A 21,670-nucleotide genomic window follows, 5' to 3' on the forward strand; every position below is an offset into this window, starting at 1 on the left:
GGCATCCGGAGCGCCGGCCGCGGCGCGCCGGGCCAGGTGCGGAAGTCGGGGCTCGTCCCGCTCACCGGCGGCGGAGCAGCGGGGGTGCGTCCGACGGATCGAACCCGATCAGAGTCCGCAAGGGTGCGGGCGGAGGGAGCGACTCGCGCAGAAACCGGTTACAGTGCTCGGACCGGACCACACGACGACAGGAGGTGCCCCGGTGACGAGCATCAGCGACCACCAGCCGGCAGACGCCCGATCCGACTGGGAGTCACGGATCGCGTTGCGCAGCGACGAGGCGGGCACGACTGACGGCACGCCCGTCCTCGCCCCGCCGGAAGGTCTGGCGGCGGTCGCCGGAGTCCACCACGTCCGTCTCTCGTGGTCCCCGGTGCCCGGCGCGGTGGGTTACCTGGTGCACCGCGCGCCGGTGCGCGACGGCGCCGCCGACGGCGAGCTGACCCCGATCGACCACCTCGGCGGTGACGTCCTCGCCATCCCCGACACCTGGTACGTCGACACCACCGGCGAGCCCGGCCAGCCGTACGCCTACGCGGTCGCCGCCGTCCCCGAGGTCACCGTCACCGGCCCGCTCGGGGCGCGGGTGACCTGCGCGTCGCTGCCCGCCACCGGCGTCACCCCGACCGTCGTCCTCCAGGTCGACGCCGCCGCGGACGGCGCCGAGCTGGCCCGACCGTGGCAGCCGATGATCGGTAGCGAGCGGCTGTCCCAGCTACTCTGCACGGACACCTCCGGCAGCCGGCAGATCGGCGGCGAGCTGCTCGCCGCGCTGCGCCGCATCCGCGACGAGATCGGCGTCGAGACGGTTCGCGCGCACTCGATCCTCCACGACGACCTCGGCGTCTACCGGGAGGTCGACGGCGAGCCGGTGATCGACTTCTCCGGCGTCGACCGGGTCTACGACCTGCTCCTGTCCGTCGGGCTGCGACCGGTCGTCGAGATCGGCTTCATGCCCCGCGACCTGGCCAGCGACCCGGAGCGGACGGTCTTCGAGTACCGGGGGGTCATCTCCCCACCGAAGGACTGGGACCGCTGGGGCGAGTTGGTCCGCGCCCTCGTCGCGCACCTGCTCGACCGGTACGGCGAGGAGGTGCTGGGCTGGGACTTCGAGGTGTGGAACGAGGCCAACCTGGAGGTGTTCTGGTCGGGCACCCGTGAGGAGTGGATGCGGCTCTACGACGTGACCGCCAAGGCGGTCAAGGACGTCGACCCCCGGATCCCCGTCGGTGGGCCGTCGTCCGCCGCCGCCGGCTGGGTCGACGCGCTGCTGGAGCACGCACGGCGCTCCGGCGCTCCGGTCGACTTCGTCTCCACGCACACCTACGGCAGCCCGCCGCTGGACCTGCGCCCCACCCTGGAGCGGCTCGGCTTCGGGCACGCCCGCATCCTGTGGACCGAGTGGGGCGTGACGCCCACCCACTTCCACCCGGTCAACGACGGCACGTCCGCGGCGACGTTCCTGCTCACCGGCATGCGCTCGGCAGCGGGCCGGGTGGACGCCCTGTCCTACTGGGTGGCCAGCGACCACTTCGAGGAGCTGGGCCGACCGCCACGGCTGTTGCACGGCGGCTTCGGTCTGATCACCGTCGGCGGGATCGCCAAGCCCCGCTACCACGCGCTGCGGATGCTCAGCCGGCTCGGCGATACCGAACTGCCGGTGCGCGCCGGCGGGGACGGCGCCGGCGGCCTCGTCCAGACCTGGGCCAGCCGCCGCGCGGACGGCAGCCTGGCCGTCCTCGTGTGGTCGTCCACGCTGGACCAGTCCAAGCGCGACGGCGACCCGGCGCTCGCCCGCCGGATCCGCCTGGTCGTCGACGGCGCGGCCGGCCGAACCGTGACCGCCACCCGGCTCGACCGCGAGCACGGCGACATCACCACCCTGGCCGAGCAGCTCGGCATCACCGAGTGGCCGGTCGGGGAGCAGTGGGACGCGCTGCGCGCCGTCGACGCGCTACCGCTCGAGGAGGTCGCCGCCGCCGTCGAGGGCACGGCGGCGGTGGTGGAGCTGCACCTGCCGCAGCCGGGCGCGGTGCTCGTCGAGGTGGCCGGAGGCTGACCGTGCGGCCGAACCCTCCGCCCGACGCCACGACGTCCGGCGCAGCCACGCCCGCGGCCGGCGCCTCCACGTCCGCGGCCCTTCGGGCGGGCCGCGAGCCCCCGGGCCTGCCGGGGCGGGGACACGGTCACGGCATCCGGGTACGGGCAGGTCGCGGGCAGGTCGACGTCGACTGGGATCCGGTGCCCGGCACCGCCGGCTACCTGGTGCACCGGGCCGACGGCGACGGCCCGTACCGGGTGGTCGACCATCGCGGCGGTGACCTGCTCGCGGTGCCCGGCCCGCCGTACGCCGACACGACCGTCGAGCCCGGGCGGCGCGTACGGTACGCGGTGCGCCCGGTGCTCGACCCGGACCGGCCCGGCGACGGTCCGCTGGGGCCGGGATCGGCGCCGGTCACGGCCCGCGACGGCGGTGACGCGGTGGTCGAGGTGACCGTCGACGCCGCCCGCCCGGTCGGGCCGGTGCCCCGCCCGTGGCGGGACATGGTCGGCTCGGAGCACCTGAGCCTGCTGCTCTGCACCGACCGGGTGGGCGGCGAGGAGATGGGGGCCGGGCTGGCCGCCGCGCTCGGCCGGGTGCGCCGCGAGCTGGGCGTCGAACGGGTCCGCGCGCACGGCATCCTCGGCGACGACCTGGGCGTCTACCAGGAGGTCGACGGCCGCGCGGTGCACGACTTCACCGGCGTCGACGCCGTGCTCGACGCACTCGCCCCGACCGGCCTGCGGCCGGTGCTGGAGCTGTCGTTCGTGCCGCGGGCGCTGGCCCGCGACCCGTCCCGCGAGGTCACCGCGGCGGGCGTGTCCAGCCCGCCCCGCGACTGGGACCGGTGGGCGGCGTTGGTCGGCGGCCTCGTCCGGCACCTGCGGGCCCGAGTCGGCGACGCAGAGCTGCGGCGGTGGGCGGTCGAGGTGTGGAACGAACCGGACCTGGACTGCTTCTGGACCGGCACCCGCGAGGACTACCTGCGGATGTACGACGTGACGGCCAGGGCGGTGCGCGGGGCCTGCCCCGGCCTGCCGGTCGGCGGGCCGGCGACCGCCGCGACGAGATGGATAGAGCCGTTCCTCGACCACGTCGACGCCTCGGGCGCGCCGCTGGATTTCCTCTCCACCCATGTCTACGGCAGCCCGCCGCTGGACCTGCGACCGGCCCTGGAGCGGCACGGTCGGGCCGGCACCCCACTGCTCTGGACGGAGTGGGGTCCCTCCCCCACCCACTTCGCGCCGGTCAACGACTCGGTGCTCTCGGCCGCCTTCGTGGCCACCGGGATGCAGGAGGCGGCCGGCCGGGTCGCGGCGCTGGCCTGCTGGGTGGCGAGCGACCACTTCGAGGAACTGGGCCGTCCGCCCGCGCTGCTGCACGGCGGGTTCGGGCTGCTGTCGGTGGGCAACCTGGCCAAGCCCCGGTTCTGGGCACTGTGGATGCTGGAACAGCTCGCGCCCGTGCAGCTCGCCGCCCGGCTCGACGGGGACGGCGCGGGAACGCTGGTGCGGGCCTGGCCGTCCGTCGACCCGGACAGCGGGCGGATCGTCGTGGTGCTCTGGAACGGCACGCTGGACCAGGGCGTGCTGGGCCGGCCCGACCAGCGCCGCCGGCTGAGCCGTACGGTGCGGCTGCGCATCGACGGGCTGCCCGCAGCCGGGTACGAACTCCGGCACCGCCGGCTGGACGAGCGGACGTCGAACCTCGCCGCGACCGCGCGCCGGCTCGGCGTCGACGGCTGGCCCACCGAGGAGCAGTGGGCCGGGCTGCGGGCCGCCGACACCCTCGCCGATGCGGGACCGCCGGTCACCGTCGCGCCGGACGGCGGCTGCCTGCGGCTGCCGCTGACCCTGCCCCTGCCGTCCCTCGCCCTGCTGGAGCTGACCCCGCGATGACCCACACCGAACCATGGTGGCGGGAGGCCGTCACCTACGAGGTGTATCTGCGGTCCTTCGCCGACGCCGACGGCGACGGTCTCGGGGACCTGCCCGGTCTGCGTTCCCGGCTGCCCTACCTGGCCGCGCTCGGCGTGGACGCCGTCTGGGTCACCCCGTTCTATCCCAGCCCCGACCGCGACGCCGGGTACGACGTCACCGACCACCGCGATGTCGACCCCCGGCTCGGCACCCTCGCGGACGTGGACCGCCTCGTCGCCGACGCGCACCGGCTCGGCCTGCGGGTGCTGGTCGATCTGGTGCTCAACCACGTCTCCTCGGCCCATCCGTGGTTCGTCACCGCCCGCGCCGCCGGCCGCGGCTCGCCGGAGCGGGCCCGGTTCCACGTCCGGCCCGGCCGCGGCCCGGCCGGTGCGGAGCCGCCGAACAATTGGCGGTCCATCTTCGGCGGCTCGGCGTGGACGCCGTTCGGCGACGGCGAGTGGTACCTGCACCTGTTCGACACCGAGCAGCCCGATCTGCGCCACGAGCACCCGGAGGTGGCCGCCGACGCGCTGGCCACGTTGCGGTTCTGGCTGGACCGCGGGGTCGACGGCGTCCGCTTCGACGCGGCCGGCTCGCTGTGGAAGGACCCCGACTACCCGGAGCTGCCGCCCGGCTGGCAGCCCGGTGACCCGGCGCCGTACAGCGACCGGGACGAGGTGCACGAGATCTACCGCCGGTGGGCGCGGGAGCTGGCGTCGTACCCGGGTGACCGGCTCGGCGTGGCGGAGACCTGGGGCGGGCCGGAGGTGCTCTCGCCCTACCTGCGCCCCGACGAGCTGGGGCAGGCGTTCGCGATGGACCCGCTCTACTGGCCGTTGCGCCCGCAGCCGTGGCGCGAGGGCGTGGAGGCGCTCCTGGCCGCCACCACCCGGCACGGGCGGCTGCCCACGTGGGTGCACGGCAGTCACGACGTACGGCGAGCGGCCGACCGGTGGGGACCGGACGGCGCGCGGGCGGTGCTGCTGATGATGCTGGCGCTGCCCGGCGCGGTCTACCTGTACGCCGGGGACGAACTCGGCCTGCCCGACGTCGCGCTGCCCGACGACGCGATCCGCGACCCGGTGTTCCGCCGCTCCGGCGGCGTGGACCGGGGGCGCGACGGCGCCCGGGTGCCGCTGCCGTGGACCGCAGGCCCGGCGCCGTACGGTTTCGGCCCGGCCGGGTCCACGCCGTGGCTGCCCCAGCCGTCGGGCTGGGGAGCGCGCTCGGTGGCCCGCCAACGCCACGACCGGACGTCGGCGCTGGCCCTGGCCCGGGCGGCGCTGCCGCTGCGCGGTACCTGCTGGCGGGGTCGACCGGCGCGGCTGTCCTGGCGCGAGGCGCCGGCCGGCTGTCTCGCCTTCCGGCGCGGCGCCGGTGGGCCGACCTGCCTGGTGAACCTCGGTGACGGGCCGGTCGACTGGCGGCCCTACGGGGACCGGGTCCTACTCGCCAGCGGCGCGGCGGGAGCCGGCAAGCTGCCGGCCCGCTCGACCGCCTGGCTGGCCTGACCGGCCGGCCTCCCCTCCCCCGTCACCGTGGGGAGGCCGGTCGGGGCCCGGTGGCCGCCGGGCAACGGCGGGCGCCCTGCTGTCAGGCCGACGGCGTGCTCTCCCTGCCGGTGGCTTCCGCGAACGGGTTGGGGATCGAGTCGAGCAGCAACCTGGTGTAGTCGTCCCGGGGGGCGCCGATCACCTCGCGGGTCGGGCCGCGCTCCACCAGGATCCCCTGGTGGAGCACCAGCACCTCGTCGGCGAGCAGTCGGGCGCTGAGCAGGTCGTGGGTGATGTAGAGCATCGCCAGCCGCCGCTCTCGGACCAGCTCGCCGAGCAGCTCCAGGATCTCGGCGCGGATCGACACGTCCAGCATGGAGATCGGCTCGTCGGCGATCAGCACCTGCGGGTCGGGGGCGAGGGCCCGGGCGGTCACCACCCGCTGCCGCTGCCCGCCGGAGAGCTGGTGCGGCAGCTTGTCGAGGAACTGCCCGGCCGGGGCGAGCCCCACCCGCTCCAGCAGCTGGGCCGCGCGCTCCCGGACGGCGTCGCCGCGCAGCCCGGCGAAGTTGACCAGCGGCCGGGACAGGGCGTACGCCACCGTGCGGGTCGGGTTCAGCGCGCTGAACGGGTCCTGGAAGACCATCTGCACGTGCCGCCGGTAGTCGCGCAGGGCCCGGCCGCGCAGCCGGTCCACCCGGATCCCGGTTCCGGAGCCGCCGGTGAACCGCACCTCGCCGGCGCTGGGGCGTTCCACCCCGGTGATGATCCGGGCGATCGTCGACTTGCCGCTGCCGCTCTGCCCGACCAGGGCGGTCACCGCGCCGGGGCGCAGGGCGAAGGACACCTCGCGGACGGCCTCGACGGTGCTGGTGCGCAACCCGCGCCGGCTCGTGTAGCGCTTGCTCACGTTCTCCACGGACAGCACCGCGTCGCCCTCGCCCGCGGGAGTGCCGGCCTGCCGGGTCAGGGTACCGGCGGCCGGGAAGTGGCTGTCGAGGGTGGCGGCGGCGCCGAGGGTGACGGACGGCAGCCGGTCCTCCTGGGCGACCAGGCAGCGGACCAGCCCGCCGTGGTCGGGGAGCAGCCGCGGGTGCGTCGCCCGGCAGGCGTCCTCGGCGTGCGGACAGCGCGGGGTGAAGAGGCAGCCGGTGTGCGGCCGGGACAGGTCCGGTGGCCGACCGGGAATGTAGGTGACCCGCACGTCCGGCAGCCGGGGGTCGGCGTACGAGCCGAGCAGGCCGCGCGTGTAGGGGTGCCGTGGCTCGTGGAGCATGTCGGCGGCCCGCCGGTCCTCCACGATCTCGCCACCGTACATCACCATCACCCGGTCGGCCATGTCGAGGACGGTGCCCAGGTCGTGGCTGATGAACAGCACCGCGAAGCCGAGCTCGCGGCGCAGCTCGGCCAGCCGGGTGAGGATCTCGCGCTGCACCACCACGTCCAGCCCGGTGGTGGGCTCGTCGAGCAGCACCAGCTTGGGACGCAAGGCGAGCGCGAGGGCCAGCGCCACGCGCTGTTTCATGCCGCCGGAGAGCTCGTGCGGGTACGCCCGGAGCACCCGCCGGTCCAGGGCCACCAGCTCGAGCAGCTCGATGGCCCGTTCGGTGACGTCGCCGGGCACCTTGTGCGCGGCGAACGTGTCGGCGAACTGCGCCTGGACCCGGATCACCGGGTTGAGCGAGTTCATGCTGCTCTGGAAGACGGTGGACAGGTCCGCCCAGCGCAGCTCCCGCAACTGTTCCTCTCCGGCGGTGGTCAGGTCGACGCCGTCGAAGGTGACCTGGCCGCCGGTGATGCGGGCCGGCGGGGAGAGCAGCCGCAGCACGGCGTTGCCGAGCGTCGACTTGCCGCAGCCGGACTCGCCGAGCAGGCCGACGAACTCGCCCTCGGCGATGGTGAACGAGACGTCGTGCACGGCCCGGTTCGCCGGCAGGTCGCGGGGGGTGTACGTGACGGTGAGGTGGTCCACCTCGAGCAGGGTCATGTCAGTCCTCCCGCAGGTGGGGGTTGCTCAACGCGTCGATGCCGAAGTTGATCAGCGTGAAGGAGGTGATCAGCAGGGACAGGGCCAGGCCGGGGGCGACCAGCCAGGCCCACTGGCCGGTGAGCAGGGCGCCGCCGAGGCTCGCCTGGTTGAGCATGGTGCCCCAGCTGACCGTCTGCGGGTCGCCGAGCCCGAGGAAGGCCAGGCCCGCCTCGCCGCCGATCGCGCCGAGCGCCGCGCCCATGAAGCCGACCACGATCAGCGAGGTCATGTTCGGCACGATCTCCCGGGCGATGATGCGCGCGGTGCCGTCGCCGGCGAACCGGGCCGCGGTGATGTAGTCGCGGGTGCGCAGCGTGATGATCTGGGACCGCTTGATCCGGGCGCCGTACGCCCAGCCGGTCACGCTGATCACGAAGATGATCAGCCACAGCCCGCGGACCGGGGCGTACGCGGCGAGCGTCACCATCAGCGGCAGCGCGGGCACGACCAGCCCGAGGTTGATCAGGAAGGACAGCACCTCGTCGACCCAGCCCCGCAGGTAGCCGGCGGTCAATCCGATGACCAGCCCGATCAGGGTGGACAGGGCACCGGCCGCGAGGCCGACGACGAGCGAGGTGCGGGCGCCGACGACCAGTTGGGACAGGACGTCCTCGCCCTGGGCGGTGGTGCCGAGCCAGTGGCTGCCGGTCGGGCCGAGCGAGGTGGGGAAGGCGTCGTCGCGCGGGTCGTACGGCGCGACGAGCGGCGCGAAGACCGCGACCGCGATGAACGCGGTCAGCATCAGCAGCCCGATGCGGCACTTGCGGTTGCGCCAGAGGATGACGAACCAGCCGGGCAGCCGGCTGTGGCGGGCGAGTTCGGCGGCGGCGGCCTGGACGCCTTCGGTGTCCGTGCCCCGGGCGGGTACGGCGGGGGCCGGCGTGCTCACGCGACCTCACCCCGCTCGTCGCGGGCGATTCTCATGCCGACTCCACCTTTCGCACCCGTGGGTCGAGGAAGCCGTACAGCAGGTCGGCCAGGAAGTTCGCCACCAGCACACCGATCGTGGTGAACAGGAAGATCGCCTGCATCAGCGGGTAGTCCCGGCTGGACACCGACTCGAGGAGCAGCCGGCCCATGCCGGGATAGTTGAAGACCGTCTCGACCAGCACGGTGCCGCCGAGTACGCTGCCCAGCGCGATGGCGAAGCCGGTGACGTTGGGCAGGATCGCGATGCGCGCACCGTAGGTGATGGCGATGCGTCGCCGGGGCAGGCCACGGGCGACGGCGAGGCGGGTGTGGTCCTCGCCCAGGCTCTGCACCATGTTGTTGCGCATGCCGATGATCCAGCCGATCGGGCCGGTGATGAGCAGCGCCACGGCGGGCAGCACGCTGTGCTGGAAGGCGTCGGAGATGAAGATCCAGCTCCAACCGGGTGAGCTGCCGCCGCCGTACCCGCCGCGCTCGGGGAACCAGCGCAGGGTGATCGCGAACACGTAGATGAGCAGCAGGGCGAGCCAGAAGAACGGCAGCGTCCCGAGGAACGTCGAACCGAGGGTGATGACCGAGTCGACGCGGCTGTTGCGGCGGTATGCGGCCCAGGTGCCCAGCAGTGTGCCGACGACGAACGAGATGATCTGGGTGACCCCGACGAGGATCACGGTCCACGGCAGCGCCTGCCCGATCATGTGGGTCACGCTGTAGGGGAAGTAGGTGTACGACACCCCGAAGTCGCCCTGCACCACCGCGCCGAGGTACTGCAGGTACTGCTCGAAGAGATTGCCGTCGGGGGTGCCCAACATGATCCGGATGGCCTGCAGTTGGGCCGGGTCGACGCTCTCGCTCTGCCCGGCCAGCCGGGACACGATGGCCTCGGCCGGGTCTCCGGGCTGCAGCCGGGGGATCAGGAAGTTGAGGGTGACGGCGGCCCACAGGGTGCCGAGGAAGAATGCGAAGCGTCTGGCGAAGTAGGCCACGGGAGCCGTCCCTTCTCCTCCGACGGGCCGGCCGACGCGCGGGGCGCCGGCCGGCCCGTCGGCTACTTGGCGTCGGTCGCGGCGGGCTGCAGGTTGGTGATGATCAGCAGGTTGTCGCTGGGTGCGGCGTAGGGGTTCTGTTCGTTGGGCCAGCCGGTCGCCTTCGCGGTGCGGTACTGGAACCACTTGGCGCCGTACCAGAGCGGGATCATCGGCACCTGCTCGGTCATCACCCTGGTCAGGTCGGCGACCGCGGCCTTCTGCGCCGCCTCGTCGGTGGCGGTGCGCAGCCTGTCGATGAGTTCGTCGGTGCGCGGGTCGTTCCAACGGACGAAGTTGCTGACCGCCTTCTTGCCCACCGGCGCGGACTGGTCGCTGGCCAGCGGCTCCTGGAAGTTGCGGAACATGTTGCAGCTGCCGCCGTGCACGCCGAGCAGCATGTCGTAGTTGCCGATCGCGCGGTCGTTCTCGTACGCCTCGGGGGTGGGGGTCTCGGCCCGGACGGCGAAGCCGAGCGCGGTCAGGTTCGCCACAATGATCCGCTGCGCCTGCACCCAGTCGGTCCAGGAGCCGGGCACCCGGAAGCTGAAGGAGATCGGCTTGCCGTCCTTGCCTACGCGCTTGCCGTCGCCGTTGCGGGGATAGCCGGCGGCGGTGAGGTCGGCGTCGGCCTTGGCCGCGTCGTAGCCGACCACGCCCTGGTTGGGGATGTCCCTGGGCAGCCAGTCGGCCTGGCCGGGCACCACGAGACCGGTCTGGCTCGCCGGCTTGACGTAGCCGAGCTGCGCCTTGTCGACGATCTCCTGCCGGTTGAACGCGGGCACCAGCGCCTTGCGGAAGGCGGTGTCGTTGAACGGCGCCCTGGTGAGGTTCATGTAGACGCTGATCGAGCCGCCGGAGGGGTACCAGTACTTGTTGTGCTCGGGGTCCCGGTCGACGTACGCCTTCTTGACGTCCGGCACGAACATGGCGTTGGTGTCGTACTCGCCTCGGCTGAGCTTGAGCTGGTCGATCTGCCCGCCACCGTCGGCCTTGTGGAACCGCAGCTCGTCGACCTTGACCTTGTCGGCCTGCCAGTAGTCGGCGTTGCGGCCGAGCGTCAGCTGCTGGGGGTTGAACGCCTTGACGGTGAACGGTCCGGTGCCGACCGGCCGCTCGGCGTTGGTGAAGGTCACCGGGTCGCCGACGGTGGACCAGACGTGCTTCGGCACGACCTTGATCTCGCTGAACAGCGTGAACGCCGCCGCGCCGGGCTGGGTGAACCGCATGGTGACGGTGTGCGGGTCGGTCGCCTCGACCGCGCTGAGGTACCGCCAGATGCCCTTGACGTCCAGCGCCTTGTGCGCCTTGAGCATGTCGTAGGTGAAGGTGACGTCGTCGGCGGAGAACGGTTTGCCGTCGTTCCACTTCACCCCGTCGCGCAGCTTCCAGACGAGCGTCTGCGGGTCGGTCCACTTCCATTCGGTGGCGAGCCAGGGCTTGGCCTGGCACCCGTAGTTGTCGTAGGTGATCAGCTGCTCGAAGACGTACTCGGTGGCGCCGAGCCGGCTGGCCTCCAGGTACGGGTTGTAGTTGGCCTGCGGGTTGCTGCCGCCGCCGAAGTCACCGTAGTCGAGGAACGCGACCCGCCCGTCGGTGCCGGGGCCGGACTTCTGTTCGGTGCCGGTGCAGCCGCTGGCCGCGAGGGCGACGGCGGCCGCGATCGCGGCGATCCGGGCGAGCTGGGATCTTTTCATTGACCGATACCTCCAAGGGGGGCGCCCGTCGGGCAGCCGCAGCTGCGGCGCAGGACGAGCTCGGTGGGGAGGACGATGCTGTCGGGAGCCGCCGCGCCAGGGGCCTCGACGGCGTTCAGGATCAGTCGGGCGGCCTCCGCGGCCAGGTCCCGCACCGGCTGCCGGACGGTGGTGAGCGGGGGCGAGACGAGCGCGGCCATGGGTGCGTCGTCGAACCCGGTGATCACGAGGTCCTCGGGCACCCGCAGGCCCCGGCCGAGGGCGCCGACGAGGACGCCGAGAGCGATCTCGTCGTTGGCGCAGACGACCGCCTGCGGCGCGGCCCCGGCACGCAGCAGCTGCTCGGCGGCGAGGACGCCGTCGGGCTGCTGCATGGCGACCCGGACCGGCTCGGCGGGCGGGGTGAGCGCCAGCTCCCGGTGGGCGGCGAGGAAACCGGCCCACCGCTCGCTGATGTCGGGCGACCCGTCCGGGTTACCGACGAAGGCCAGGTCGCGCAGGCCGTGGTCGACGAGCAGGTGCCGGGTCAGCCGGGTCATGGCGGGCGCGTTGTCGACGCTGACCGAGGGAACCGTCCCCGTCCCCCGGCCGGCCAGCACGACGACCTGGACCATCTCGGCGAGCCGGAGCAGGACCGGTTCGGAGATGGTGCCGCCGATGATCGCGATCCCGTCGACCCGGCGGGCCATCTCCAGCACCTGCGCGTCGGAGTCCTCACGCATGTGCGTGCAGAGGATGTGCACGCTGGCCCGGGCCGGCACCGCCTCCGACTCGAAGCCCTGGATCAGCTCGGTGAAGTAGGGGCCGGACAGACCGGGGAAGACCAGGCCGAGCGCGCCGTGCCGGCCGGCGGCCAACGCCCGCCCGAGGTGGTCCGGTCGGTATCCGTGCTCCTCGATGGCTTCGAGGACGCGCCGGCGCATCTCCTCCGACACCTGGCCGGTGCCGTTCCAGACCCGGGACACCGTGGCGACGGAGACGCCGGCCAGCCGGGCGATCTCCCGAACCGTGACCCGACTGTTGCCCATGGCCCCCTCGATCCGTAACGTGCGGTTGACAGAAACCGGTTTCAGGCACCATAAGCAGGTGCGAGCCAGATCACAAGTGGACGCCTGGGAAGTCCGGCGAGAGGAAGAGGGAAACCGCATGTCGCGAGTTCTTCTCCACGACCGCAGGATCGTCGTCGACGGTCGCCCCCGACTGCTGCTCGCCGGGGAGGTGCACTACTTCCGGCTGCCCCGGGCCCAGTGGACAGACCGGCTCGACCGGCTCCGCGAGTGCGGCGGCGACACCGTGGCGACCTACGTGCCGTGGCTCTGGCACGAACTACCGGACGGCACAGTGGACCTCACCGGCCGTACCCACGAACAGCGCGACCTCGGCGGCTTCCTGGACCTGGCCAACGCGCGGGGTCTGCGGGCGATCGTCCGGCCCGGCCCGTTCATCATGGCCGAGGTCAAGAACGAGGGCATCCCCTACCGGCTGTACGACGAACACCCGCACCTGCTGCCGACCACCTGGGACGGCGCGCCGGTCGACACCCGCACCATCGACTACCTGGCGCCGGAGTTCCTCGCCGCCGCCGACGGCTGGTACGCCGAGGTGATGCCGGTGATCGCCGAGCGGCTCGCCGACCGGGGCGGGCCGGTGGTCGCCGTCCAGTTGGACAACGAGATCGGGATGCTCTCCTGGGTGACGAACTCCCCCGACCTGACCGACGGGGTCTGCGAGGACCTGCGCCGGTGGGCGGTCGACCGGTACGGCAAGGACGGCGCCGCCGAACGGACCGGCGTCGACCCGGGCGACCCGATTGCCTGGTCGGCGGCGTTGCGGACGCCGGCCGAGCCGCGGTCCCTGGCGGTGCACGACGCCCTGGGCCGCTACATGCGCGACCGCTACCGACGCTACGTCGCGGCGCTGCGCGCCTCCGCCGAGCGGCACGGAGTGACCGGGGTGCCCTTCCTGGTCAACGTCCACGGCACCGGCGGCGGGCGCGGGCGCACCTTCCCGATCGGAATCAGCCAGCTCTTCGAGGCCTACCGGGGCCAGCCGCAGCTCACCTCCGGCTCCGACTACTACCTGGGCGACCTGACCGTCACCAACGTCGCCGACCTGTACGTCGGCAACGCCTTCCTGGCCGCCGTGCACGACGCCGACCAGCCACTGACCTCGCTGGAGTTCGAGGCCGGCAACGGCGACTACGGGCAGGACCTGTCCACCCTCTACCCGCCCGAGGCGGTCGAGCTGAAGACCCGGCTCTGCGTGGCCCAGGGCAACCGGCTGCTCAACCTCTACCTCTTCGCCGGCGGCTACAACCCGCCCCTGGCCGAGCCGGTCGGCGACGGAAACGACCGGATCGCGTTCACCGGAGAGCGGCACGGATTCGCCGCGCCGGTCGACCCCGAGGGGCGACTCAACCCGACCTTCGACGCGGCCCGGCGCGCGCTGCACGCCATCGGCGGGATCGCCGACCTGCTGGCCGACTCCGACGAGGAGCACGACGGGCTGGCGCTCGGCTTCGTGCCCGACCACTACCTGACGGAGTACCACCACCCGGCCTCGGCGTCCCGCGCCGAGCAGGTCGCCGACCTGGAACGGTTCCGCGGCATGGGCCCGCGCGACGTGCTGGCCCGGGCGTTGCTGCTCGCCGGCTTCTCGTTCCCCGCCGTCGACCTCCAGTCGGCCGACCCGGCGACCACTCCACCGGTGATCGCCCTGGCCAGCGCCGCCACCCTCGGCCGAGACGTCCAGCAGCGGCTGGTCGCGCACCTGCGCCGCGGCGGCCGGCTGCTGCTGCACGGGGTGCTGCCGGACCGGGACCACGACGGCACCCCGTGCACCCTGCTGGCCGACGCGCTCGGGCTCACCGTCACCGGACGGTCCGACGGCGGACCGCACTACTTCCCCTCGGTCGTCGGGGTCGGCTGGACGGCCGAGGTCCGGGTCGGCTACGCCCAACGGCTCGCCGGCGCGACCGCCGAGCCGCTGCTGACCGAGGTGGGCTCCGGCGAGCCGTGCGCGGTGGAGGTCAGCGTCGGCGCCGGCCGGGCCCTGGTGGTCACCGCCGACGTCCCCTGCGACCTGGGCTTCTGGCGTACCGCCCTGGACCGGCTCGGGGTGCGTCCCCGACTCGCCCCCGACCCGGACGGCCCCGGGCTGGTGCTCACCTCGACCGTGGACCGCGCCGGGCAGCGGCTGTTGCACCTGGTCAACGTGGCCCCGTCGGCGGTGACCGTCGCGCTGGGCTGGCACGGTGAGCCGGTGCTGGCCGGCCGACGGCTGCGGGTGCCCGCGCGGACCGGGCTGGTCCTGCCGTACGGGATCAGGGTCGGCGCCGCGACGCTGGTGGAAACGACCTGCGACCTGGTCGCCCAGCACGGCGACGAGGTGCTGCTGCGCCCGACGCAGGGCGACGACGAGGTGGTGCTCGCCACCGACCGGCCGGTCCACGCGAGCCGGGGCATCGTGACGGCGGCGGACGGGCGGGTGGTCGTCCGGCTGCCCGGCGGACCCGACGACGAGCCGGTCCGCATCAGCCTGGGGTGACGGCGGCGGCGCTCGACGGCAGCCGCCACGACGCCACCGAACGGGTTGCCGGGAGGGGCCGGAGGCGCGGGAGGCGCGTCTCCTCCCCAGGGAGGAGACGCGCTCCGACCGTCGGCCGTAACCCGGGCTTGAGGTCGGGCGAACTCAGCCATGCCTCGCACCAGCATCTGCAGGTATGACAACCACACTTCGTCGGGCCGCACGGTGGAACCGCCCACTGATGACCTTCGTCTGGGCGATGGCCGTCCTCGCCGTCGTCTCCGCGGTCGGCATCGTCGCCGACTCGCGGGTCCTCACCGGCGTGCCGATCTGGCTCAAGCCGTTCAAGTTCTCGGTGTCCTTCGTGCTCTACGGCACCACCCTGGCCTGGATGCTCTCCCTGCTGCCGCGCCGCAGCCGGATCGCGGAGTGGGCGGCCACCACCATCGTCGCCGTGGGCGTGGTGGAGATGGCGATCATCGTCGGGCAGGTGCTGCGCGGCACGACCAGCCACTTCAACGAGACCAGTCCGCTGAACGCCGCCCTGTGGCAGCTGATGGGCGCGACGATCATGGTGCTGTTCGCCGCCCACGTGGTCATCGGGATCGTGGTGCTCCGGCAGCCGATCGCGAACCGGGCCGGCAAGACCGCGATCGGGTGGGCACTCGGCCTTACGCTGCTCGGCATGCTGGTGGCGATACCGATGGCGATGCCCGACCAGGCCCAGAGCATCGAGGGGGTCGCCGGGGCGCACAGCGTGGGCGTGCCGGACGGCGGGCCGGGGCTGCCGCTGGTCGGGTGGAGCACCACCGGTGGGGACCTGCGGATCGGGCACTTCGTGGGGCTGCACGCGTTGCAGGCGCTGCCGATCCTGGCCATCCTGCTGACCCGGTTCGCCGGCGGGCGACTCGACGAGCGCACCCGGGCACGGCTGCTGGTCGTCGCCGGCGGCGCGTACGGCGCACTCACGCTCCTGCTCACCTGGCAGGCGCTGCGCGGGCAGCCGCTGCTGCGGCCGGACGCGCTCACCCTGACCGCCGCGGCGGCCCTGGTGGTGGCCACCGCCGCGGCCAGCGCCGGCGTGGTGGCGGCCCGTCGGCGCCGACCGGAGCTGGTGCTGGCCGCATGACCGGAACGCTGTTCACCCTGACGTTCGCGGTGGCCGCGCCGTTCTGGGCGCTGATGATCCTGCTGCCGCACTGGTCCGTGACCGGCCGGGTCATCAGGTCGCCGCTGATCGTGGCGCCGGTCCTGGCGATCTACGCGATCCTGGTGATCCCGGCGCTCGCCGAGGTGCTGCCGGCCGTCGCGTCCCCGACCCTGACCGGCATACGCGACCTGCTGGGCACCGACGACGGCGCGGCGGCGGCCTGGGCGCACATGATCGCGTTCGACCTGTTCGTCGGCCGGTGGGCGTGGCTCGACAGCCGGGAACGCGGCGTCCCGTCGCTGGTCATGGCGCCGGTGCTGGTGCTGACGATCCTGCTCGGGCCGCTCGGCCTGGCCGCCTACCTGGGCGTCCGGGCCAGGTGGACGAGCACGGTTCCCGCCCCGAGCCGCAGCGCCTAGGCTGACGCCGTGAGGTGGGTGGGGCGGCTGTTCGACGCGCGCGACACGCTCGTGCGGATGCTGCTACTCGACCTGAGCGGCGTCGGCTACCTGATCCTCGGCAACCCGGCCAGCGGAGACACGCCGCCCGCCATGCAGTGGGTCCTGGCCGTGGCCGCGTTCGCCGTCGCGCCGGTGCTGCACCGCCGGCCCCTGGCGAACCTGGTGGTGCAGACCGCGCTGCTGGCGGTGGCGATCGGCCTGATCGACGACATCGCGATCAACCAGGTGGGCGCCAGCTGGGCGTTGCTCGAGCTGACCATGCGGGCGCGCCGACCACGGACCATCTGGCTGGCCGCCGGGCTGCTGGCCGTGGTCGACCTGACCGACTCGGTCGGCGACCCGTTCCTGCGGGTCCTCTCCGGCGTCTTCGGGCTGCTGGTGGAGGTCGGCGTTCCGCTGCTGCTCGGCCTGGTCATCCGGACCACCCGGGAACTCGCCCGGCAGGCGCAGGAGCGGGCGGCGGAGGAGCAGCGCCGGCGCGAGTCGGAGAGCCGCGCCGCGCGCGCCGACGAACGCAGCGCCATCGCCCGGGAGCTGCACGACGTGGTCGCGCACCACGTGGCGTCGATGGTGCTGCGGGTCGGCGTCGCGCGGCACGTGCTGACCGACCTGGATCCACGGGTGCACGAGGTGTTCGACGACGTGCACGGCACGGGAAGCGCGGCCCTGGCCGACCTGCGCCGGCTGGTCGCGGTCCTGCGCGACCCCGAGGGCGTACGCGGCGACGCGGCCCTGACCGCGATCGAGCCGTCGGCGCTTCCGGCCGCCCTCGGCGCGACCGTCGACCGGGCCCGCCGGGCCGGCGTCACCGTGGAGGCCGACATCGACCCGGCGATCGGTTCGCTCGACGCGGTCCGGGGTCTGGCGGTGTTGCGCCTGACCCAGGAGGCGCTGACCAACGTGGCCAAGCACGCCGGCACGTCCGCGCTGGCCCGGCTGTCCGTCAGCGTGGTCGACGGGGCCGTCCACTGGGAGGTGTCGGACGACGGTGGCGGGTGGGTGCCGGCGTCGGTGCCGTCCATCGGGGGCCACGGCATCACCGGCATGCGCGAACGCGTCGAGGTGCTCGGCGGTCAGCTGGAGGCCGGGCCGACGGGCGCGGGTTGGCGGGTGCGTACCGTCCTCCCGGGCGCGGCCACCGCGCCGGCGCCCGCTTCCCGCTCCCCCGCCGCCACGCCGGCCTCGTCGGTGCCGCAGGAACGCGAGGCCCCGGTGGGGCCGCGCACGGCGGAGCCGGCATGATCCGTGTCCTGCTGGTCGACGACCAGCACCTCATCCGCGCCGGCCTGCGCATGCTCTGCGACGCCCAGACCGACATCGAGGTCGTCGGCGAGGCCGACAACGGCCGCGACGCGATCCTCCTCGCCGCGCGGCTCGTTCCCGACGTCGTCGTCATGGACCTGCGCATGCCCGGCGTCGACGGGATCACCGCGACCGGCCGCATCCTCGCCGACCGCCCCGCCACCCGCGTCGTGGTGCTGACCACGTTCGGCGACGACGACCACCTCTACCCGGCCCTGGCCGCCGGCGCCTGCGGATTCCTGCTCAAGGACGCACCCCCCGCCGACCTGCTGGACGGCGTCCGCCGGGCCGCCGCCGGGGACAGCCCGTTCAGCCAGGAGGTGCTGCGGCGCCTCGTGCACCGCGCGGTGCACGCCCGCGCCGAGACGCCTCGGCCGGTCGAAGGGCTGACCGCCCGGGAGCAGGACGTGCTGAACCTGGTCGCCGAAGGCTTCTCCAACACGGAGATCGCCGAACGGCTCCACATCGGCGTCACCACGGTCAAGACCCACATCACCAGCCTGATGACCAAGACCGGCAGCCCCAACCGGGTACGCCTGGCCCTGTTCGCCCGCGACGCCTGAGTCCGGGCCGGCACGCCTGGGCGACACGCGACGCCGTGCGGTCCGAGGGCCACCACGGCGTGGACGACGTCATTCCCTGGCACGGGTCACGACCTGAAGCGACCTCGCCCCCGGCCGGCGAGTCAGATGGTGATGACCACCTTCGCCCGCGCGTGTTCACCTTCGAGGTACCGGATGGCGTGGGGCACCTCGTGGAGCGGATAGGTCCGGTCGATGACCGGGGTGAGGCGGCCGGTCTCGGCGTGGGCGCGGAGCGTGTCGAGGTGTTGCCGGCCGGGTGCCGTGGTGAGTGTGACGACGCGGTGTCGAACGAAGGGTGCCAGCAGCCGTCCGCGCGCGAGGAGCCAGATCGGTCCGATGAGGCTGCCGCCCCGGTACACGCCGCCGCCGGAGAGCACCAGCGTCCCGGTCGGGGTCAGCGCCCGCCGGAGCGCGGTGAGTGAGCGGTTGCCGACCAGGTCGAACACGACGTCGTGGCGGCGGGGATCGCGGGTGAAGTCGTCGCGCGTGTAGTCGACGACGTGTTCGGCACCGAGGGAGCGGACCAGGTCGATGTTGCGGGTGCTGCACACCGCGGTCACGGTCGCGCCGAGTGCCCTGGCCAGTTGGACGGCCAGGGTGCCGACGCCGCCGGAGGCGCCGTTGATGAGGACGCGGTGGCCGGGCTCGACCTGCCCGACGTCGCACAGTCCCATGAGCGCGGTGGTGCCGGCCAGCGGCAGGGCGGCCGCCTGGTGCGGCGTCAGGTTCGCCGGCTTCGGCGCGACCAGGGTCTCGGGCACGCACACGTACTCGGCGAACGCGCCGTTGGCGTCGCCGAGGTCGCCGAAGACGGCGTCACCCGGGCGTACCTGCCGGACGTGGGTGCCAACGGCCTCGACCCGGCCGGCGAAGTCGCGGCCACGGATGCGCGCCCGGGGCCTCGACCGGCCCATGGCCAACCGCGCCATCCGTGGGTCGCCACGCATGGCGTGCCAGTCGTACGCGTTGAGCGCGGCGGCCTCGACGCGCACGAGCACCTCGTCGGCGGCGGGCACCGGCGCGTCGACGTCCGCGAGCGTGAGCGTCTCCGGCGGGCCGTATCGGTCCTGGACGATCGCCTTCATCTTCCCTCCCCTCAAGGTGTACGGCGTACACCGCATGGAAGCAGCGTAGGTGTACGCCGTACACCCGTCAAGGCGGTTATGGTTTCCACCGTCGCCGGAAAGACGAGGACCGAGATGGCTGAGCAGGCTGACACGCTGCGCCGGACGCCGCTGAGCAGGACGCGGATCCTGCGCGCCGCCGTCGCGCTCGCCGACGAGGCCGGGATCGAGTCCCTCAGCATGCGCAACCTCGCCCAGGATCTGGGCGTCGTGCCGATGGCCCTCTACAAGCACGTGGCCAACAAGGACGAACTGCTCGACGGCATGATCGACATGGTCGTCGGCGAGATCGACCCGCCAGTGCCCGACGCCGGCTGGAAGCGCGTGGTCCGCGGGCGCATCCTCTCGGCGCGGCAGGTGCTGCGGCGCCACCCCTGGGCGCCGCTCGCGATCGAGTCGCGGAACATGGCGACGCCGGCCATCCTCGCCTACCTCGACTCGGTGGTCGGGACGTTGCGGGCCGACGGGTTCTCCGCCGACCTCGCCCACCACGTGATGCACGCGATGGGCAGCCGGATCCTGGGCTTCAGCCAGGAACTGTTCGACGCCTCCCGGCGCGCCGGCCGGTCCGGCATCACCGACCCCGACCCGCCGGCGGCCCTACCACCGGAGGTCGCGGCCCGGTTCCCGCACCTGGCCGAAATCGCCGGGGCGGCATCCCACGACGACGCGTCGGTGGTGGGGCAGGGCTGCGACGACCAGTTCGAGTTCGAGTTCGCGCTGGACCTGCTGCTGGACGGCATCGAACGGCTGCACCGGCAGGGCTGGACGTCGTCGCGCCGACCCCGGTGAGACGGTGAGCGGTTCCGGCTCGGCTGGCAGGGCCAGCAATTCACGCATGGTTCCCGACTTGTTGGGCGTGGGCGTGACCCGCCATCGATAGCGTGCTCGCGACCTGACGTGAGAGGGAGATGGCATCCATGACAGAGCCCATCGATCCGGGCCTGGCCCGTCGCGGTCTTCTCAAGCGTGGCCTCGCGACCGCAGCCGTACTCGCCGCGCTCGGCCCCCTGGAAGCTCTCAGCGCGCGTACCGCCGGCGCGGCACCGATGAGCAAGCGCCCGTCCAGCCCCGACTACGGTCCGCTCCACCCGACCAGGGACCACACCACGGGGCTGGAGTTGCTGGCCCTGCCCAAGGGCTTCGAGTACATCAGCTACGGCTGGACCGGCGACCTCATGTCGGACGGCGTGGCAACCCCGGGTTCGCACGACGGGATGGCCGCGTTCCGCCGCCCGGACGGCAAGATCGCGCTGGTCCGCAACCACGAGCGTGGCAGCTACACCGGTGCGTTCACCACACCGGCGTACAACCCGGCGGCTGGTGGCGGCACCTCCAACCTGGTGTTCGACCCGGACCAGGGCAAGTTCCTCGAGTCCTGGGGCAGCCTGTCCGGCACGATCCGCAACTGCGCTGGCGGGCCGACGCCCTGGGGCACCTGGCTGACCTGCGAGGAGACCACCGAGATCGCCCCGGACGGCACTCGCCACGGGTACGTCTTCGAGGTCCCCTACGACCGCAAGGGTGACCCCCGTCCCATCAAGGCGATGGGGCGGTTCAGCCACGAGGCGGTCGCGGTCGACCCGAGGACCGGGATCGTCTACCTGACCGAGGACGCCACCCCGTCCGGGTTCTACCGCTACCTGCCCAACAAGGCGGGCGAGTTGTCCGCCGGCGGCGAACTGCAGATGCTCGTCGTGCAGACCCCGGACGGATCGTCGTACTCGACCTACGCCGACGGCACCGGCGTGGAGTACCGGACCTCCTGGGTCACGGTGCCCAACCCCGACTACGCCCCGGGCGAGACCCGCCCCGCGGTGCAGGGCGCCGCACTCGGCGCCGCCGTGTTCAAGCGGCTCGAGGGCGCCTGGTACGGCAACGACCGGGTCTACATCGTGTCCACCAGCGGCGGGCCGAAGGGCCAGGGCCAGGTCTTCGAGTACGACCCGCAGGCCGAGACGATGCGAGTGCTCTTCGCGTCGCCGGATGCCAGCGTGCTGAACAACCCCGACAACATCTGCGTCAGCCCGCGCGGTGGCATCGTGCTCTGCGAGGACGGCAGCGAGGGCGAATACCTGCACGGCCTGACCACCGACGGCGAGATCTTCCCGTTCGCGCTGAACCAGGTCGTGATCCCGGCCGGCGGGATCCCCGGCAAGTCGGTCGCCCCCGGCGACTACGCCGGTTCCGAGTGGGCCGGGTCGACCTTCGATCCGAAGAACGGCAACTGGATGTTCGTCAACGCGCAGAGCCCCGGTATCACGTTCGCCATCACGGGCCCCTGGCGCAACGGTTCGCTCTGATGCGCTGATCGCGCCGGAAAGGCGGGTAGCCGCACGGGGGTTGTCCGGGAATCCCGGACAACCCCCGCCCCTTCCCCGCTACCC

Annotated in this window: 16 protein-coding genes; 10 read left to right on the plus strand and 6 right to left on the minus strand. The window is 73.2% G+C overall.

All coding sequences use genetic code 11. The features are described 5' to 3' along the window. Nucleotides 1-202 precede the first annotated feature (202 nt). The 3 genes from AB0L34_RS10075 (at nucleotide 203) to AB0L34_RS10085 (ending at nucleotide 5,474) form a co-directional block, all read left to right on the plus strand. Nucleotides 203-2,059 (plus strand): xylan 1,4-beta-xylosidase, encoded by a 1,857-nt coding sequence (locus AB0L34_RS10075; protein WP_363703583.1) that lies wholly within the window; start codon nucleotides 203-205, stop codon nucleotides 2,057-2,059. Between the two features lie 182 nt (nucleotides 2,060-2,241). Beyond that, nucleotides 2,242-3,939, plus strand: coding sequence for a xylan 1,4-beta-xylosidase (locus tag AB0L34_RS10080; RefSeq protein ID WP_363703585.1), 1,698 nt, complete (start codon nucleotides 2,242-2,244; stop codon nucleotides 3,937-3,939). Next, nucleotides 3,936-5,474, plus strand: coding sequence for an alpha-amylase family glycosyl hydrolase (locus AB0L34_RS10085; protein ID WP_363703587.1), 1,539 nt, complete (start codon nucleotides 3,936-3,938; stop codon nucleotides 5,472-5,474). The genes AB0L34_RS10080 and AB0L34_RS10085 overlap by 4 nt, the downstream gene beginning before the upstream one ends. Before the next feature lie 82 nt (nucleotides 5,475-5,556). Here AB0L34_RS10085 and AB0L34_RS10090 read toward each other — a convergent pair whose 3' ends face one another. From AB0L34_RS10090 to AB0L34_RS10110, 5 genes are all read right to left on the minus strand, one after another. Beyond that, a complete protein-coding gene (locus AB0L34_RS10090) occupies nucleotides 5,557-7,443 on the minus strand; it encodes an ABC transporter ATP-binding protein (RefSeq protein WP_363703589.1) in 1,887 nt (628 codons plus the stop codon). Between the two features lies 1 nt (nucleotide 7,444). Continuing rightward, complete coding sequence (locus AB0L34_RS10095) at nucleotides 7,445-8,374, minus strand: ABC transporter permease (RefSeq protein WP_363703591.1); 930 nt, start codon at nucleotides 8,372-8,374, stop codon at nucleotides 7,445-7,447. Nucleotides 8,375-8,405: 31 nt separating this feature from the next. Beyond that, a complete protein-coding gene (locus tag AB0L34_RS10100) occupies nucleotides 8,406-9,401 on the minus strand; it encodes an ABC transporter permease (protein ID WP_363703593.1) in 996 nt (331 codons plus the stop codon). A 62-nt stretch (nucleotides 9,402-9,463) separates the two neighbouring features. Next, nucleotides 9,464-11,137 carry an ABC transporter substrate-binding protein gene (locus AB0L34_RS10105; protein WP_363703595.1) on the minus strand — a complete coding sequence of 558 codons (1,674 nt, stop codon included), beginning with the start codon at nucleotides 11,135-11,137 and terminating at the stop codon, nucleotides 9,464-9,466. After that, nucleotides 11,134-12,165, minus strand: a complete 1,032-nt coding sequence (locus tag AB0L34_RS10110; protein WP_363703597.1) for a LacI family DNA-binding transcriptional regulator — start codon at nucleotides 12,163-12,165, stop codon at nucleotides 11,134-11,136. Before AB0L34_RS10110 ends, AB0L34_RS10105 begins: the two co-directional genes overlap by 4 nt. A 118-nt stretch (nucleotides 12,166-12,283) precedes the next feature. On the opposite strand from AB0L34_RS10110, the gene AB0L34_RS10115 reads away from it, so the two are divergent. From AB0L34_RS10115 to AB0L34_RS10135, 5 genes are all read left to right on the plus strand, one after another. After that, on the plus strand, nucleotides 12,284-14,683 hold the full coding sequence (locus tag AB0L34_RS10115) for a beta-galactosidase (RefSeq protein ID WP_363703599.1): 2,400 nt from the start codon (nucleotides 12,284-12,286) through the stop codon (nucleotides 14,681-14,683). 220 nt (nucleotides 14,684-14,903) lie between these two features. Next, entirely contained in the window at nucleotides 14,904-15,791 is an 888-nt protein-coding gene (locus tag AB0L34_RS10120; protein ID WP_363703601.1) for a hypothetical protein, read from the plus strand. After that, nucleotides 15,788-16,231, plus strand: coding sequence for an ABA4-like family protein (locus AB0L34_RS10125; protein ID WP_363703603.1), 444 nt, complete (start codon nucleotides 15,788-15,790; stop codon nucleotides 16,229-16,231). The genes AB0L34_RS10120 and AB0L34_RS10125 overlap by 4 nt, the downstream gene beginning before the upstream one ends. Before the next feature lie 9 nt (nucleotides 16,232-16,240). Beyond that, complete coding sequence (locus tag AB0L34_RS10130; RefSeq protein ID WP_363703605.1) at nucleotides 16,241-17,515, plus strand: histidine kinase; 1,275 nt, start codon at nucleotides 16,241-16,243, stop codon at nucleotides 17,513-17,515. Continuing rightward, nucleotides 17,512-18,138, plus strand: coding sequence for a response regulator transcription factor (locus AB0L34_RS10135; protein ID WP_363703607.1), 627 nt, complete (start codon nucleotides 17,512-17,514; stop codon nucleotides 18,136-18,138). The genes AB0L34_RS10130 and AB0L34_RS10135 overlap by 4 nt, the downstream gene beginning before the upstream one ends. Before the next feature lie 122 nt (nucleotides 18,139-18,260). Here AB0L34_RS10135 and AB0L34_RS10140 read toward each other — a convergent pair whose 3' ends face one another. Next, on the minus strand, nucleotides 18,261-19,244 hold the full coding sequence (locus AB0L34_RS10140; protein WP_363703609.1) for an NAD(P)-dependent alcohol dehydrogenase: 984 nt from the start codon (nucleotides 19,242-19,244) through the stop codon (nucleotides 18,261-18,263). Nucleotides 19,245-19,358: 114 nt separating this feature from the next. Here AB0L34_RS10140 and AB0L34_RS10145 point away from each other — a divergent pair, with 114 nt between their 5' ends. Both AB0L34_RS10145 and AB0L34_RS10150 read left to right on the plus strand, forming a co-directional pair. Next, a complete protein-coding gene (locus AB0L34_RS10145; RefSeq protein ID WP_363703611.1) occupies nucleotides 19,359-20,075 on the plus strand; it encodes a TetR/AcrR family transcriptional regulator C-terminal domain-containing protein in 717 nt (238 codons plus the stop codon). Nucleotides 20,076-20,203: 128 nt separating this feature from the next. Then, entirely contained in the window at nucleotides 20,204-21,586 is a 1,383-nt protein-coding gene (locus AB0L34_RS10150) for an alkaline phosphatase PhoX (RefSeq protein ID WP_363703613.1), read from the plus strand. Nucleotides 21,587-21,670 lie beyond the last annotated feature (84 nt).

The organism is Micromonospora sp. NPDC052213 (genome assembly GCF_040679695.1).
Lineage (GTDB): Bacteria > Actinomycetota > Actinomycetes > Mycobacteriales > Micromonosporaceae > Micromonospora.

Excerpts from the sequence above, each read along its gene's own strand:
- AB0L34_RS10085 (WP_363703587.1), top strand. The coding sequence starts at position 3,936 with ATGACCCACACCGAACCATGGTGGCGGGAGGCCGTCACCTACGAGGTG.
- AB0L34_RS10090 (WP_363703589.1), bottom strand. The coding sequence starts at position 7,443 with ATGACCCTGCTCGAGGTGGACCACCTCACCGTCACGTACACCCCCCGC.
- AB0L34_RS10105 (WP_363703595.1), bottom strand. The coding sequence starts at position 11,137 with ATGAAAAGATCCCAGCTCGCCCGGATCGCCGCGATCGCGGCCGCCGTC.
- AB0L34_RS10110 (WP_363703597.1), bottom strand. The coding sequence starts at position 12,165 with ATGGGCAACAGTCGGGTCACGGTTCGGGAGATCGCCCGGCTGGCCGGC.
- AB0L34_RS10115 (WP_363703599.1), top strand. The coding sequence starts at position 12,284 with ATGTCGCGAGTTCTTCTCCACGACCGCAGGATCGTCGTCGACGGTCGC.
- AB0L34_RS10120 (WP_363703601.1), top strand. The coding sequence starts at position 14,904 with ATGACCTTCGTCTGGGCGATGGCCGTCCTCGCCGTCGTCTCCGCGGTC.
- AB0L34_RS10125 (WP_363703603.1), top strand. The coding sequence starts at position 15,788 with ATGACCGGAACGCTGTTCACCCTGACGTTCGCGGTGGCCGCGCCGTTC.
- AB0L34_RS10135 (WP_363703607.1), top strand. The coding sequence starts at position 17,512 with ATGATCCGTGTCCTGCTGGTCGACGACCAGCACCTCATCCGCGCCGGC.
- AB0L34_RS10140 (WP_363703609.1), bottom strand. The coding sequence starts at position 19,244 with ATGAAGGCGATCGTCCAGGACCGATACGGCCCGCCGGAGACGCTCACG.
- AB0L34_RS10145 (WP_363703611.1), top strand. The coding sequence starts at position 19,359 with ATGGCTGAGCAGGCTGACACGCTGCGCCGGACGCCGCTGAGCAGGACG.
- AB0L34_RS10150 (WP_363703613.1), top strand. The coding sequence starts at position 20,204 with ATGACAGAGCCCATCGATCCGGGCCTGGCCCGTCGCGGTCTTCTCAAG.